The 15,218-nt window shown below is 38.7% G+C and carries 16 protein-coding genes; 2 read left to right on the top strand and 14 right to left on the bottom strand.

Annotation, left to right across the window (positions count from 1 at the left end; all coding sequences use genetic code 11):
- Positions 1–5: 5 nt before the first annotated feature.
- The 12 genes from H4J75_RS06345 to yceD form a co-directional block, all read right to left on the bottom strand.
- Entirely contained in the window at positions 6–335 is a 330-nt protein-coding gene (locus H4J75_RS06345) for a PilZ domain-containing protein (protein WP_259369263.1), read from the bottom strand.
- Positions 336–469: 134 nt separating this feature from the next.
- Positions 470–1,381, bottom strand: coding sequence for a DNA polymerase III subunit delta' (locus tag H4J75_RS06340; protein ID WP_182221652.1), 912 nt, complete (start codon positions 1,379–1,381; stop codon positions 470–472).
- A 28-nt stretch (positions 1,382–1,409) separates the two neighbouring features.
- The gene (gene tmk, locus H4J75_RS06335) at positions 1,410–2,039 is read right to left on the bottom strand and encodes a dTMP kinase (protein WP_070376504.1); all 630 of its coding nucleotides are present in this window, start codon (positions 2,037–2,039) and stop codon (positions 1,410–1,412) included.
- Between the two features lie 21 nt (positions 2,040–2,060).
- A complete protein-coding gene (mltG, locus tag H4J75_RS06330) occupies positions 2,061–3,059 on the bottom strand; it encodes an endolytic transglycosylase MltG (RefSeq protein ID WP_182216867.1) in 999 nt (332 codons plus the stop codon).
- 2 nt (positions 3,060–3,061) lie between these two features.
- The gene (gene pabC, locus H4J75_RS06325) at positions 3,062–3,883 is read right to left on the bottom strand and encodes an aminodeoxychorismate lyase (RefSeq protein WP_182221651.1); all 822 of its coding nucleotides are present in this window, start codon (positions 3,881–3,883) and stop codon (positions 3,062–3,064) included.
- 93 nt (positions 3,884–3,976) lie between these two features.
- A complete protein-coding gene (gene fabF / locus H4J75_RS06320) occupies positions 3,977–5,215 on the bottom strand; it encodes a beta-ketoacyl-ACP synthase II (protein ID WP_182216877.1) in 1,239 nt (412 codons plus the stop codon).
- A 460-nt stretch (positions 5,216–5,675) separates the two neighbouring features.
- Entirely contained in the window at positions 5,676–5,909 is a 234-nt protein-coding gene (gene acpP, locus H4J75_RS06315) for an acyl carrier protein (protein WP_070376501.1), read from the bottom strand.
- Between the two features lie 160 nt (positions 5,910–6,069).
- Positions 6,070–6,804, bottom strand: a complete 735-nt coding sequence (gene fabG, locus H4J75_RS06310) for a 3-oxoacyl-ACP reductase FabG (protein ID WP_070376500.1) — start codon at positions 6,802–6,804, stop codon at positions 6,070–6,072.
- An 8-nt stretch (positions 6,805–6,812) separates the two neighbouring features.
- The gene (gene fabD, locus H4J75_RS06305; RefSeq protein WP_182216871.1) at positions 6,813–7,748 is read right to left on the bottom strand and encodes an ACP S-malonyltransferase; all 936 of its coding nucleotides are present in this window, start codon (positions 7,746–7,748) and stop codon (positions 6,813–6,815) included.
- Positions 7,749–7,869: 121 nt separating this feature from the next.
- Entirely contained in the window at positions 7,870–8,871 is a 1,002-nt protein-coding gene (plsX, locus tag H4J75_RS06300; RefSeq protein WP_070377233.1) for a phosphate acyltransferase PlsX, read from the bottom strand.
- 40 nt (positions 8,872–8,911) lie between these two features.
- Positions 8,912–9,082, bottom strand: coding sequence for a 50S ribosomal protein L32 (gene rpmF / locus H4J75_RS06295; RefSeq protein WP_070376498.1), 171 nt, complete (start codon positions 9,080–9,082; stop codon positions 8,912–8,914).
- A 47-nt stretch (positions 9,083–9,129) separates the two neighbouring features.
- Complete coding sequence (gene yceD, locus H4J75_RS06290) at positions 9,130–9,642, bottom strand: 23S rRNA accumulation protein YceD (protein WP_070376497.1); 513 nt, start codon at positions 9,640–9,642, stop codon at positions 9,130–9,132.
- A gap of 119 nt (positions 9,643–9,761) precedes the next feature.
- On the opposite strand from yceD, the gene H4J75_RS06285 reads away from it, so the two are divergent.
- A complete protein-coding gene (locus tag H4J75_RS06285) occupies positions 9,762–10,361 on the top strand; it encodes a nucleoside triphosphate pyrophosphatase (RefSeq protein WP_070376496.1) in 600 nt (199 codons plus the stop codon).
- 121 nt (positions 10,362–10,482) lie between these two features.
- On the opposite strand, the gene H4J75_RS06280 is transcribed toward H4J75_RS06285, so the two are convergent.
- Together H4J75_RS06280 and rluC are read right to left on the bottom strand one after the other, a co-directional pair.
- Complete coding sequence (locus H4J75_RS06280) at positions 10,483–11,148, bottom strand: HAD-IA family hydrolase (protein WP_182221650.1); 666 nt, start codon at positions 11,146–11,148, stop codon at positions 10,483–10,485.
- Positions 11,149–11,260: 112 nt separating this feature from the next.
- Entirely contained in the window at positions 11,261–12,208 is a 948-nt protein-coding gene (rluC, locus tag H4J75_RS06275) for a 23S rRNA pseudouridine(955/2504/2580) synthase RluC (protein WP_070376494.1), read from the bottom strand.
- 614 nt (positions 12,209–12,822) lie between these two features.
- Between rluC and rne the strand changes: the two genes are divergently transcribed.
- A partial coding sequence (gene rne, locus H4J75_RS06270; protein WP_182221649.1) for a ribonuclease E occupies positions 12,823–15,218 on the top strand: 2,396 nt, incomplete at its 3' end.

The following is a 15,218-nucleotide window of genomic DNA, read 5'->3' as shown; positions in this document are numbered from 1 at the left end:
AAACCCTACATTGATAATGTTGGCTCTGAAGAGCTCAGTAAGCGCCCTATCAACTTTTCAATTTGATTACGTACATTGTCATTATCTTCTTCAAAACTAACACCAATACCCGCTGGTGTACCATTTTGAGCACCTGTTGGCGTTAACCAGCATACTTTGCCTACAACACTTGATGGCTCTAGGGCGTCAGGCAAGGTGACTTCAAGTGTTACCTCATCGCCCAAATTAAATTGCTCTGTACTGCGAACAAATAGCCCACCATTTTTAACAAAGGGCATATAGTATTGATATAATTCTCTGTCAGATAAAAATTCTAAGCTAAATTGTTTCATCATTTTTCCTCAAAATTTATCTTATGAGCTAGTTATTATAATCTTATTTTTCTTCGATAACTGCTGTTATGTCAACCAGTAGCTTTTCAAAGATGAATTGAGCTAATATTGCTTGCTATTCGCGCGTACTTATTTTTCTATTTTTCTTCTATAACTGCTGTTATGTCAACCAGTAGCTTTTCAAAGATGAATTGTTTGTTTGCTTGCATTAACAATTTAAGTTGTTTAATAGCAGACAAAACTAATTGATATATTGACCATATTACCTGCTCATTCAAGATAATGTCGCCTTTTAGCCAATTATATTGTTGGCGCATCAACTTAACCATGACTTTTTCTAACCAGCGAACGCTATTGGTGTTATCAACCAGTAAGCTTAATATTTCACTACGTTTAATGGTTTTATTTTGCAAAAAAGTAAAGAAACAGCTCTCAAAATGTTGGTATTGGTCATTAACAAAACTGTCAGAGAGTTCTTTTAAGTGACTCAAATTAACAAAAGGGTCGCTACCAGATTGCTTAAGCTCAGCTAATAATTTTTCACCAACCGGCGGCCGAATATCAATCACATAACAACGACTAATAATGGTCGGCAATAACGTTTCAACTTCAGAGGTTAATAAAACAATATAGTTATTAGCATTAGGTTCTTCGAGGGTTTTTAATAAGGCATTGGCCGCAGAGATAGTCATATGATGTGCTGCGGTTATTAATGTCGTTTTACAATGACCTATTTGCGCTGTTTTTTCGAAAAAACGACTCGCTTGTCTCACTTGATCAACACCAATACTTTTTCCGCCACTTTCAATAAGCAAATGGTCTGGGTAAGTATGACTTTTATGCAGTAAGCACGCCTTACAGACGTTACACGGTAAGATAATACCCTGCGAGTTTTGGGGTTTAGTACAAGACAAAACCTGAATAAGCCACAGCGAAAGATCACTTTTACCCGCGCCTTCGACACCATTGATCAAGATGGCATGCGGTAATTTTATTTGCGTTATTTGCTTTGATAACAAAAGTTGCTGTTGCTCTAACCAACTGTGCATTAGTGTTTCCTGCTAACGGTGATAGTCATTAATGACTTTTTAAAAATTCGTTTACCGCTAAGCGAATATTATTATGTACAACAGGCATAGGCGCACTGGCATCAATAATTTTAATCGTTTCATCGGCTAACGCAATTTCAAGATACTTATTACGGACACGATGAAAGAATTCTATTTTTTCTAATTCGATACGATCCAATGCCCCTCGAGCTTGCGCTCTTGCTAAACCTAGCTCAGGAGATATATCTAAATAGAGTGTTAACTGCGGCTTAAAGCCTTTTAAGGTCACTTGAGCAATCGTGTCCATAAGTTCATCGTTAAATTGTCTGCCACCCCCTTGATAAGCCCTTGAGCTTAAATCATGGCGGTCACCGATGACCCATTGACCTTTTTCTAATGCCGGAAGAATTCGATTCGCCATTAGCTGACTGCGGCTAGCGTACATCAATAATAATTCAGTTTCTTGTGTCAATATTTCTTGGTGATCGGCAGATTTCACGATATCGCGCAATGACTCCGCTAAAGGAGTGCCTCCCGGCTCTCGAGTATTAATAAAATCAATACCATGCTCGGTGAGTATTTTTTTAACCACTGAAATAGCTGAAGATTTTCCTGCCCCTTCAATACCTTCAATGACGATAAATTGACCTTTATTCATTTTTTACTTCTTATGCAATTTTTAGTTCAACTGATATTTTTTTACTGCCGCATTATGATCTTTTAAATTAGTTGAAAAGATATGCTGACCTTTGCCATTACTGACAAAATATAAATAATCTGTTGTTAATGGGTTTAACGCGGCATGTATGGCACTTTTACCAGGCATAGCGATAGGTGTAGGTGGCAAACCATTAATTCGGTAAGTATTATACGGTGTTTTCTCGCGCAAGTGACGATATTTGATGTCTCCTTGATAACGTTCACCTAAACCGTAAATAACGGTTGGGTCAGTTTGCAGGCGCATCTTTTTGTTTAAACGGTTAAAAAATACCGATGAAATAATGCCATGCTCGGCATTTTTGCCACTTTCTTTCTCAATTATCGATGCCATGATCAACGCTTGATACTTATTTTTATAAGGTAAAGGTTCGGCGCGATTTTGCCACGCTAGATTTAATTCAACGGACATTTGTTGTTGAGCACGTTTTAACAGTTCTATATCGGTAGTACCGGCAGTAAACGCGTAAGTTTCTGGGTAGAACAGCCCTTCGGGATTAACGTGTTCAATATTGAGTTTACTCGCGATATCAGCCACCGAAGTTTGCTGAAGCGTATGCACTAGGTTATCCGTTTCACTCAACTGCACTAACCATTCCTTAAAGGTTGTTCCTTCAATAAAAGTCACGGTAAATTGATGCTCTTTACCGGCAACTAATTGCGCCAACAAAACCTCGACAGAAACGTCTTTATTAATTTGATAAGTGCCCGCTTTTATATTCGCATACTCGGGCTTAAGTCGAACATAATTACGCATCCAAAAGCGCGTATTGAGCCAGCCATTTTTGATCAGTTGTTCTGAAAATCGACTAAACGAGGTTCCGTCTTTAATGGTTAATAGTTGGGTGGATGAAATATTGAGCGGCTGTTTCATTTGATAAAAGGTATAGGCAACTAAAGAGGCGCTTAACATCACCACGGTGAAAAACGACACAGCAAATATTATCTTAATTTTTTTCATTTTTAGCAAATATCCTCAATAAACTTAGCCATATCACGACAAGGCATTAATGCTAATTTTTGATGTTGAAATTGTCTAACCGGCATAATACCCATAACACTGTTGCAAATAAACATCGCTTGGATATTAACAAGCGCAGCAAGTTTTACGTTAACGATCTCAATTTTACAATAATTACCCGTAGTCTGTAAGATATGATTACGCATTAACCCTTCGACACCTGACTCTTTTAGTTCTGGTGTGTACCAAACATTATTTTTCAGCCAAAAGACATTCGCCGCACTTGCTTCAACAATATTATCAAAATAATTTAGTACTAATAAATCATCTTCTGCTCGGTTATCGACTTCCTGGCGAACAAGCACCTGCTCAAGACGATTAAGGTGTTTTATCCTTGAGAGTAAAGAGCTAATACCTAACTTCAATGAAGATACGCCCAAATGAAGACCTTGTTGTTGCATGTTTGCATAATGTTCAGGAAAAGGGTGAAAAGTAATAATAACGTTACTTGTTTGGCAGCCTTGTCGAGAATATCCTCGCCCGCCATCACCTGCCGTTATAATCACTTTTGCTACAGACAAAGTATAACGCTCTGCTACAGCCATTAATTCAATAATGACTTTATTCATATCTGGCAAGGGAATATTGAGCGTTTTACAGCTCATGGTTAATCGTTCAATGTGAGCAGCTAATTGTTCAACTTTACCACCGAGCACTTTCGCAGTAGTAAAAACGCCGTCACCATAAGCTAAGCCGCGATTATTGATTGAAAGGTGTTGCTCTACTTGACCATTAACACTTTGATAATACATATTGGGTTTCATTAGAAATAGAAAAGCCTGAATACTGATGACTAGTATTCAGGCTTAAACAATTAACTGCAAGGTTTAGTTGATGATATATCTCGGTTATTGCGCTTAAACTTTTTTAAAGATTAATGAACCGTTCGTACCACCAAAGCCAAAAGAATTACATAAAGCATATTCTAAATTGGCGTCACGTGCCGTATGAGCAATATAATCTAAATCACAACCTTCGCTGGGATTATCTAAATTTATTGTCGGTGGTACCACATTATTCATTAAGGCTTGCACCGTAAAAATAGTTTCAACCGCACCTGCTGCGCCCAACAAATGACCCGTCATTGACTTTGTAGAACCCATCATAAGTTTATAAGCATTGTCGCCAAATACCGATTTTACTGCGTTGGTTTCGGCAATATCACCTGCGGGTGTTGATGTACCATGAGCATTAATATAACCAATTTTACTTTGGTCAACTTTTGCATCATTAATTGCATTAATCATCGCGCGCGCGCCACCTTCGCCATTGGCAGGTGGCGAGGTCATATGGTAAGCATCTGCACTCATACCAAAGCCAACCAGCTCAGCATAAATTTTTGCACCACGCGCTTTTGCATGTTCAAATTCTTCAAGCACTAGAACACCTGCGCCATCGCCCAGTACAAAACCGTCACGGTCTTTGTCCCAAGGACGTGAAGCTTGCTCTGGTGCATCATTACGCGTTGATAACGCTCGTGCAGCACCAAAACCGCCAATACCCGTCCGTGTTGAAGCTTTCTCAGCTCCACCGGCTAACATAGCGTCAGCATCGCCATAAGATATCATACGAGCCGCATGACCAATATTATGCACACCACTTGTACAAGCCGTTGCAATAGAAATATTAGGACCTCTTAAGCCGTGCATCATCGACAAGTGACCAGAAATCATATTTATAATGGTGGATGGCACAAAAAATGGTGATAACTTGCGAGGACCTGCATTAAGCATTTTCTCAACGTTTTCTTCAATTAATCCTAGGCCGCCAATACCAGCACCAACAGCAACACCAACTCTGTGGGTGTTTACATCATCAATTTCAAGACCTGAGTCTTTAAAAGCCTGTATACCTGCGGCAACACCATATTGAATAAAAAGATCCATTTTCTTGGCTTCTTTTCGTGCAATATAATCTTCTGCATTAAAGTTTTTAATTAAACCTGCAAACTTAGTGGTGTATACAGAGGTATCAAAATGTTCAATATTACTAATGCCACTTTTACCCAGCAGTAAATTTTGCCAAGTAGATTCAGGACAGTTGCCCAAAGGGCTTAACATACCAAGACCGGTAACAACAACGCGTCTCATGACTATGTGCCTCCGCTAAGAGTTTATAAGGAAAAGAAATCGTTATATTCTCATGTTGAGAAAGTAACAATATATACCCGATCCACTTCAAGATGCAGTTTCAGAATTAAGCTAGGAAGTCAGACAAGGCGCGATACGAGGACAGTAGTTATTCCCTTACCAAGTATTGTAACGCTGAGCTCGCTTTATAGCTTATCTGCAACGTTATTGATTTCAACAATAGAATAACTATTCTCTTCAATCAATGTTTTGGCCATACGGATATAAGTACTTAAGTTATGTGTGGAACGATAACCTGTGTCGCTTACTCTTTATCGACTGCTGAAACCTGCATCTTGAAGTGGTACGAGTATGAATCGTAGATAAAAAAACAGGCGGTAAAAACCGCCTGAATGTGTACTTTAAATTCTCATTTAAAAGCCTGGCTTGAAAACCAGTAACTAAAAACTAATAATTAACGTTGTAATTATTGGTTAGCAGTAACGTAATCAACAGCTGCTTGTACAGTTGTGATTTTTTCAGCTTCTTCATCTGGAATTTCAGTATCAAATTCTTCTTCTAACGCCATGACTAATTCAACAGTGTCTAAAGAGTCAGCACCTAGGTCGTCAACAAAAGAAGAGCTAATTTTAACTTCTTCTTCACTTACACCTAATTGTTCAACTGTAATTTTTCTTACGCGTTCTTCAATAGTACTCATTTTTTTTCCTTTCTAGAAAATATAATTTTTCGTAATTGTGTGTAGTTTATTCGTCAACAGCCTAGCTTGCAAGCTTCTAATTTTAATTTTCGTCTGGTCTAACCTGTTGACTGCTCTAAATTTGTTCAATTTATTGGTTCAATAATATTAAGCCAACTAATTAAACCATATACATACCGCCGTTTACATGCAATGTTTCGCCAGTAATATATGCTGCACCATCGGAAGCTAGAAAAACAACTGCGTTAGCAATTTCTTCTGGCTTACCTAAGCGATTTGCCGGTACTTGAGAAAAAATACCTTCTTTTTGCTCATCTGTTAAGGTTTGTGTCATATCGGTATCGATAAATCCCGGCGACACAGTATTAACAGTTATGCCACGAGATGCAACCTCACGCGCTAATGATTTTGTAAAACCAATCAATCCAGCTTTTGCGGTTGCATAGTTTACTTGCCCAGCATTGCCCATAGTGCCAACTACTGAGCCAATATTAATAATGCGACCATTGCGTTTTTTCATCATAGCGCGAATAACCGCTTTACTGATTTTAAACACAGATGAAAGATTAGTATCAATAATATCTTGCCATTCATCATCTTTCATTCGCATAAATAAATTGTCACGCGTAATACCCGCATTATTGACTAAGATATCAATGCCACCATGATTCTCTTTGATCGCTACAAACATAGCGGCAATAGAATCATTGTCAGTAACGTTAAGCACTAAACCATGACCTTCGCCTAGATATTCACTAATGTTATCAGCGCCATGTGCAGATGTTGCCGTACCTAATACCGTTGCACCTAAAGCTTTAAATTGGCTTGCAATGGCTTTGCCGATACCGCGACTTGCGCCAGTAACTAAGACGACTTTTCCTTCAAAAGAAAACATAATTTACCCTATTTAATTGTTTCTAATGCTTTAGTTAATGATACTTGATCATTAACTGAAACACTGGTGATTGTTTTGTCGATGCGTTTAATTAACCCTAGTAACACTTTACCTGGACCAGCTTCTACGACGAGTGAAACACCGCTTTTTGCGAGTAGCTCTATCGTTTCTGTCCAACGTACTGGACTGTACAATTGCTTTATCAAGGCTAATTTTATTGCTTCAACATCTGTTTCTGCAACAACATCAACATTATTTACTACGGGAATTTCTGGTGTATTAAAAGTGATATTATTAAATGCTTCAGCGAGCTTGTCTGCGGCATCTTTCATCAATGCGCAATGCGATGGCACGCTTACCGGTAAAGGTAGCACGCGTTTTGCGCCCGCTTCTTTACATAAGACACCGGCACGTTCTACCGCAGCTTTATGACCGGCAATAACGACTTGTCCTGGCGAGTTAAAATTAACAGCCGCAACTACTTCGTTATCTTGTGCTTTTTCACAGGCATCAATAATCGCTTGGTCATCAAGACCAATAATAGCAGCCATAGCGCCGACGCCCTCAGGTACAGAGGCTTGCATAAATTCGCCACGTTTCTCTACTAACTTAACACCTTCTGTTAAAGAGATAACACCCGCACAAACTAATGCCGAATATTCCCCTAAACTGTGACCCGCTAACATTGCCGGTTTACAATCAGACTGTGATGACCATAAACGCCATAATGCAACACTGGCCGTTAATAGTGCCGGTTGAGTAAAGTTTGTTTGATTGAGCTTTTCAACAGGACCCTGCGCAACTAATTGCCAAAGGTTATAACCTAAAGCAGCAGACGCTTCTGAAAAAGTATTTTGTACGACTTCATTGTCAGCAAAATCAGCTAACATACCAACAGTTTGTGAACCTTGGCCGGGAAAAACAAACGCTAAATTATTTTGCATTTTATTACCTAATGTTTATTTGTGTTTTAATTAAAGGTGTATTGATGATACTTAATGGATTATTTTCTTGATAAAAAGATAATGCTTTAAATACGCTTTACGTTAACTCAATACTAATAATTTATTTGCGACCACAAGCAAAACCATTTTCAAGTTTGTCTTTTATTTTTTCTGGCACTTGACGTTCAATTTCTTTTATCGCCTCTAATATCGCCATATAAAAAGCTTTTGAACTGGCATCACCGTGACTCTTGACCACAATACCGCGTAATCCTATCAGACTTGCGCCGTTATACTGGTCGGGGTTCAGGGGTTTAAAGAGTTTTTTTAACGTTGAGGACAATAAACGTCCAACAATTCGGGTAAAAAGGTTGCGAGACAGCACAGTATTCATTTTTTGGTAGACTAAACGAGCAACACCTTCACAGGTTTTCAGTGCAACATTACCGACAAAGCCATCACAAACAATCACATCTGCTTTGTTGGTGAAAATATCATTACCTTCGACAAAGCCGATATAATTAATGTCACTGTTTTGCGCTAATTTTGCTGCGGTTTGTTTTATATGGTCACTGCCCTTCATTTCTTCTTCACCCATATTCAACAAAGCTATACGTGGCGATTTAATGCCATCGACCTGCTCAGCCATAACAGAGCCCATAACAGCAAACTGATACAAAACATTAGAGTCACAAAAAACATTTGCACCTAAATCGAGCATAAAAACATGTTTGTTTTCATCATGAGTAGGAAGAGAAGAAATTAATGCTGGACGTTCAACACCAACAAGTGTTTTCAAAACGAAATGGGCCATTGAAAAAAGTGCACCGGTATTGCCAGCACTTACACAGGCTTGTGCTTTGTTTTCATGAACAAGGTCAAGTGACTTTCGCATTGAAGAATTTTTTTTGTTACGCAAGGCAACAATAGGTTTATCGTCCATAGCCACTATTTGAGTGGTTGGAAAGATGGTTAGTTGGGGGTGGTTAGCACACTGACGTTTGGATAATTCAGCGTTAATAATATCGACATCACCGCAAAGAATGAGATGAAGTTCTGGAATGTTTTTCACTGCTAAGATGGCAGCAGGAATTGTTATAAGGGGGCCTTTATCGCCCCCCATAACATCTAACGCTATGGTTAGACTTTTCAAAGCAATCAGCTTACTTGTTGATTACTTGAACACCTTTGTAAAAGCCATCAGCTGTTACATGATGACGACGGTGTGTTTCACCAGATACTGGATCTACTGATAAGTTTTCTGTTGTTACTGCGTCATGTGAACGGCGCATGCCACGTCTTGAACGAGACTTTTTGCTCTTTTGAACTGCCATTAGCTACTCCTAAAAATCGGTTAATCGTTATTAATTAAATAAGTTGTTTATTTAAATTTCTGTAATATATCAAATGGGTTTGGTTTTTCAAGCTCTTCAGGCAATTCGCCCCATACACTGTCAACTGATGCCTGACATTGACTGGGCTCATGCATTGCAATTAACGGAATTGCGAGTAATAACTCTTCTTCCACTAATTCTAGCAGGTTAACTTCACCATTTTCATCTAATTCTATTGCGTCATAATATGACGGCAATGCTTCAGCGGCTTCATCATCTTTAGCAGGACTTAGAGTAAACTCTACATCCAAATCTATTATCAATGGTTCAGTACAACGCTGACAAGTTAATGCTACTGATACGGATCCTGTTCCTGATATGACATTCAAGCCGAGATCGTCCACATCAAAATTAACATTAACCTGCATCTGCTCATTGCATGGAGTACACACTTCAAGCAATCTATTCATCCCCGACACTTCAAAGAAGCCGTCACACACCAACCTGCGTTGGGCGCTCTTTCGGGGGTTTATCATTATCGGGAGTTTAAGATTTTGCATAAGGCGCGCATATTAATGTGCTTGCCCCCTGCTGTCAAAAGAAAAATAACAATTTTTGTTTAAAAATTAAAGAAAGCCCACATATTATTGTATAACTGTTTATATTTTGAGTAATTCCTGTGAAAACTTTAGTTTTAGCTTCTACATCGCCTTTTCGAAAAATTATTTTAGAAAAGTTAAATTTAGCTTTTGATTGTGCAAAACCTAATGTCGATGAAACACCATTAATTAACGAAACAGCCATTGAACTTGTCGAACGTTTAGCCGTAGAAAAAGCAAAGGCTGTTGCCAGTCAATTTCCGAATGCGCTGATTATTGGTTCAGATCAAGTGGCTTTGTCTGCAGGAAAGATATTAGGTAAACCGCATAATTTTGAAAATGGCTTTAAACAACTGAGCAGCTTTAGCGGCAAAGCGGTAGAGTTTCATACGGGTTTATGTGTGTTCGACAGTTCAACAGGAAAAAGTCTCTCGTTGGTTGATTTATTCACCGTACACTTTAAAGAACTTTCTGCACAAGAAATTACTGCCTATTTGCATGCCGAAGAGCCTTATAACTGCGCAGGGAGTTTTAAAAGTGAAGGACTAGGTATTTGCTTATTTGAAAAGCTTGAGGGGGATGATCCTAATACCCTAATAGGTTTACCGTTAATTAGACTGATTAGTTTACTTAAAGCGCAGGGGTTAGATGTGTTACAAGAGCAACGAAAACAGCAATAGTACCCGTCGTTTAATCGGTGTGTATAATAGCCGAGTTAACTGAGCTTAGTTGCTGGCAGCAACGTTTGCTATTTGACTAAGCAATCAAATAGCAAACAGTTAATGACAATAGCGACAGGTGTTACCCCTTAACCGCCCTATTTAACAATAATTGATGTAGTTCAGCCAATGAGCCAACAATCGCTTTTGGTTGATACTTTGACAGCACGTCTTCATCGTGGACACCATAAGTTACCCCAATACTATCAACCCCTGCTCTTTGCGCCATTTCAAGGTCAAAAGAAGTATCACCTATCATCACCGCTTGATGCTTTTCAATCTTTAATTCTTTTAACAAACTATTGATCATATCTGGATCAGGTTTAGAAATACTTTCATCGGCACATCGAGAGGCATGGAAAAAGTGTTCGGTATCACTCGTTAACCAAACACGTTGTAAACCTGCTCGCGCTTTTCCTGTCGCAACCGCTAAAAACTTATCTTCATTTTTTAAATTAACTAATAATTCAAGCGCATGATCAAATAATGGGGTTGGCGTAGTATTTACTTCAACATATTGGTGCTTATATTGTGCCGTTAATAATTGTACCTGCTCTTCATTAGCCTCAGGAAATAACGTTGCAATTGCTTTAGGTAGACTTAAGCCGATAATTTGTTTCGCTTGATGATAACCCGGTGGTGCAAGTGATAATGCAACAGCTGTGGCTTGCATTGAGAAAACAATACGATCGACAGAGTCCATTAATGTGCCGTCCCAGTCAAAAATCACTAATTTATAGTTGTGCATATTTTCTCTTTTAGTCATTTAATAATTAAGGTCTATTTGCTAAGAAGTGTTTAGGTTTATAAGGAAGATAATGGCGTGAAGCTAAATTTACTTTAGTATCACGCCAGAGGAATTACTTTAGTTTTGTTAGTAAATTTTGTAAGGAATGCTCTAACGGTGCTTCTATTTTAATTCTTTCATCGGTACTTGGATGAGTAAATTCGATACTAGCCGCATGTAAAAATAAGCGCTTAAGTCCTAGTTTTCTCATATCTTCGTCAAAGTTTTCATAGCCATATTTTGAATCACAAGCGATAGGGTGACCTTTAATTTGACAATGCACACGAATTTGATGAGTACGACCCGTAACCGGAAAGGCGCGAATGAGTGTGGCATTTTCAAAGTTTTTTAACACTTTAAAACGCGTTTCTGATTCTTTACCATTAATGTTATCGACAACAACGACACGTTCACCCGATTTTAAATCATTCTTTTTCAAGCCTTCCGTTACACGGGTTAATTTCGTCGACCATTGCCCCTTAACTAAGGCATGATAAAATTTCTGCACCGTTTTATTACGCAACTGTTCATGTAAGTGACGTAAAGCTGAACGTTTTTTAGCAATAACTAAACAGCCTGAAGTATCTCTATCGAGTCGATGAACAAGTTCAAGCATTCTTGCGTCGGGGCGTAAAGCTCGCATGGCTTCAATTAAACCAAAACTTAAACCACTACCACCATGAACTGCCATGCCGGAAGGTTTGTTAATAACAATTAAACGGTCATCTTCGAACAATATTTGTTTTTCTAAATTAGCGACAATATTTAACTTAGTAGACACTTCATTAGTATTTTCAGAAATACGAATGGGCGCAACACGAATCAGATCCTCATCTTGTATTTTGTATTCTGGTTTAGTCCGTTTTTTATTAGCCCTTATCTCGCCTTTTCTTAATAGGCGATAAATCATGCTTTTCGGCACACCTTTTAAGGTTTTTAATAAAAAGTTATCTATTCTTTGACCAGCGTCTTCGCTATCGATTGTATAAAATCGAACTTGGGGTTTTGTATTTTCATTCATAAAAGCGAGTTTAACATATATATTTTCATTTTAGCGTAATTAACTCAGCGATTTAATTGCCTTTTGCCTCAATTAAGTGGGATAATCTTGGTGTTATTGTTTATTTAAGACAATAAGGTAAAAAATAGAAGCTTTTAGCGAAACGTAAGAGGCAAAATGCGGCCACATTAATGTGCGTTATCACGATAAATTATTATCGACGACACATTAACCGAACGGCCTATTGCAAGAATTGACCTGAATAACAAGTCAAAAAACGGCATAAACATTTTAGTCCCGCGCAACGAAAGCTATTTTGTAATGATATAAACCAAATTAGATAAATTTCCATCGAGCAACAAACCGAATAGTAAGCCAAAACGCCGAATTTCAAACTGCTCAACAAATATCAATTTGATAATATCGAGCACAGCACAATTTGCTGCGCGCATGAAGAAACAATTTTTCTTGGGTGAATATCACCTGAGAGTACAATCAGATTAAATAACAGCTTACAGCGCACTATGGCGCTGTAATATGACACCCGAGAGGCTGACAAATTGCTGTTACCATAGCGATAAATTGCTTTGTGTTCGAAGCTTATAGTGTTGTGACTAAAATGAGTCACTAAAACTATGAAACGTATGTTAATTAACGCTACACAATCGGAAGAGTTACGTGTAGCACTTGTCGATGGTCAACAACTTTATGATTTAGATATCGAAAGTCCTGGTCATCAACAAAAGAAATCAAATATTTATAAAGCAAAAATCACGCGTATAGAGCCGTCTCTAGAAGCTGCATTTGTTGACTATGGCGCCGAACGTCATGGTTTCCTACCGATGAAAGAAATCGCACGCGAATATTTCCCTAAAGGTTATACCTTTCAGGGTCGTCCAAATATCAAAGAAGTCTTGCGCGAAGGCCAAGAAGTTATAGTTCAAATTGATAAAGAAGAACGCGGCCAGAAAGGCGCAGCGTTAACGACTTTCATCAGTTTAGCCGGTAGTTACTTGGTATTAATGCCAAATAATCCTCGTGCTGGTGGTATTTCTCGTCGCATTGAAGGCGATGAACGCACAGATTTAAAAACCTCTTTAAACAAATTAGAATTACCTAAAGGCATGGGCTTAATTGTTCGCACTGCTGGTGTTGGTAAAGACTATGAAGAATTAGACTGGGATTTAAACGTTCTTTTACACCATTGGAAAGCCATTTCAGAAGCGGCAGAAACTAAACCTGCTCCCTTCCTAATTCACCAAGAAACTAACGTTATCCTTCGTGCTATTCGTGACTATTTACGCCGCGATATCGGTGAAGTATTAATTGATCGCCCGAAAACATTCGAAAGTGTTAAAAAACATATAGAAGTGGTTCGTCCTGATTTCTTAAGTAAAATAAAACTCTACACGAACGATGTTCCCCTATTTACCCATTACCAAATTGAAACACAAATCGAATCTGCGTTTCAGCGTGAAGTAAGACTTCCTTCTGGTGGCTCAATTGTTATTGACCCAACTGAAGCAATGACATCAATCGATGTTAACTCTGCCCGCGCAACTAAAGGTAGTGATATAGAAGAGACCGCATTTAACACTAACTTAGAAGCTGCTGAAGAAGTTGCTCGTCAATTACGTTTACGTGATTTGGGTGGTTTAGTGGTTATTGATTTTATTGACATGACACCTGTGCGTCATCAACGTGAAGTTGAAAATCGCATGCGTGATGCTGTAAAACAAGATAGAGCTCGTATTCAATTAGGTCGAATTTCTCGTTTTGGTTTATTAGAAATGTCGCGTCAACGTTTACGCCCTTCTATCGGTGAAACTAGCCAAGGCGTTTGTCCTCGTTGTAATGGTACTGGACACGTACGTAGTGTTGAATCATTAGCCTTGTCTATTTTGCGTTTAATGGAAGAAGAAGCCATTAAAGAAAATACGCAACATGTACAAGCTCAAGTACCTGTACCTGTAGCGACTTATCTTTTGAATGAAAAGCGTCGTTCAGTATTTCATATCGAAAAACATCACGGCGTTAATATTCTTATTATTCCTAATCCTCATATGGACACACCACAATATGAAGTCATTAGAGTAAGAACCGACGAGAGTGTTGAAGAAGCAAGCTACGAAAGAACCATTACTGAAGCTTCAGTTGAAGAAGCTGTAATGCCTAAATTCGATAAGCAAGCCGCTAAACGTGACGAACCAGCCTTACAAGGCATGTCTTCACCTAAGCAATCAGCACCGTTAACCGCCGTAAAACCTGTAGCGCCTGTAGCTCCAGTAAAAGCATCTGCGGGCTTATTTGATGGTTTAATTAAGTGGGGTAAATCACTCTTCGCTGCTGAAGAGGAAGTTGCACCTAAAGTTGTTGAACCTGCAAAGAAACCTGAAAGCAACAACAGTGAACGTCGTCCGCAACGTGGTCGTCAAGGTCAACGTCGTAACAATAATAATCGTAACGAAAACCGCAACGATAACAGAAATGTTAATCGTAACGACAAACGTAATGATACTCAAAATGAAGATCGTGCTGATATCAAGCCAGTCATTAATGACAATAAAGACAACATTAATGAAAATAAAGATAACAAGCCGAATAAACAGCCTCGTAAAGCGCCAGTAGAGCGTAATACTAAGCCTAAAGAAGAAAAAACTACAGTACGTCGTCAACGTCGTAACAACAGTAAAAAAGTACGTATTGTTGATGAAAACTCAACGGTTGTTAATAACGCTGCGTTAAGCAAAATAGCCGCAGAAGAAAAGGCTCAAGTAGTCGCGACTATCGACGAAGCGGTAACCGTTGAAACAGCAGCTACACAAGCCGATGCTACCCAGCCAGAGCTTAGTGAGACTAAAACTAGTGATGAACAGCGTCCTAGAAACCGTCGTTCACCTAGGCACTTACGCTCTAATGGACAACGTCGTCGTCAACCTGCTGAAAATCAGGCAGTTGATGTTAACGCAGCAGTAGTAACAACTGAAGTTAGTGAAGACCCTGTTGAAGCAAGATATCCTGAAACGCCTGT

The sequence above is a fragment of the Colwellia sp. BRX10-1 genome, from assembly GCF_014077545.1.
Taxonomy (GTDB): Bacteria; Pseudomonadota; Gammaproteobacteria; order Enterobacterales; family Alteromonadaceae; genus Colwellia_A.
Note: the sequence above shows the minus strand (reverse complement) of the source record. Positions and strands in the feature narration are given on the sequence as shown.

Coding starts and splice junctions, on each gene's coding strand:
- yceD (WP_070376497.1), bottom strand. CDS start 9,642: ATGCAAAATCTTAAACTCCCGATAATGATAAACCCCCGAAAGAGCGCC.
- rpmF (WP_070376498.1), bottom strand. CDS start 9,082: ATGGCAGTTCAAAAGAGCAAAAAGTCTCGTTCAAGACGTGGCATGCGC.
- H4J75_RS06345 (WP_259369263.1), bottom strand. CDS start 335: ATGATGAAACAATTTAGCTTAGAATTTTTATCTGACAGAGAATTATAT.
- acpP (WP_070376501.1), bottom strand. CDS start 5,909: ATGAGTACTATTGAAGAACGCGTAAGAAAAATTACAGTTGAACAATTA.
- H4J75_RS06340 (WP_182221652.1), bottom strand. CDS start 1,381: ATGCACAGTTGGTTAGAGCAACAGCAACTTTTGTTATCAAAGCAAATA.
- rluC (WP_070376494.1), bottom strand. CDS start 12,208: ATGAATGAAAATACAAAACCCCAAGTTCGATTTTATACAATCGATAGC.
- tmk (WP_070376504.1), bottom strand. CDS start 2,039: ATGAATAAAGGTCAATTTATCGTCATTGAAGGTATTGAAGGGGCAGGA.
- fabG (WP_070376500.1), bottom strand. CDS start 6,804: ATGTTTTCTTTTGAAGGAAAAGTCGTCTTAGTTACTGGCGCAAGTCGC.
- pabC (WP_182221651.1), bottom strand. CDS start 3,883: ATGAAACCCAATATGTATTATCAAAGTGTTAATGGTCAAGTAGAGCAA.
- mltG (WP_182216867.1), bottom strand. CDS start 3,059: ATGAAAAAAATTAAGATAATATTTGCTGTGTCGTTTTTCACCGTGGTG.
- plsX (WP_070377233.1), bottom strand. CDS start 8,871: ATGGGGGGCGATAAAGGCCCCCTTATAACAATTCCTGCTGCCATCTTA.
- H4J75_RS06280 (WP_182221650.1), bottom strand. CDS start 11,148: ATGCACAACTATAAATTAGTGATTTTTGACTGGGACGGCACATTAATG.
- fabD (WP_182216871.1), bottom strand. CDS start 7,748: ATGCAAAATAATTTAGCGTTTGTTTTTCCCGGCCAAGGTTCACAAACT.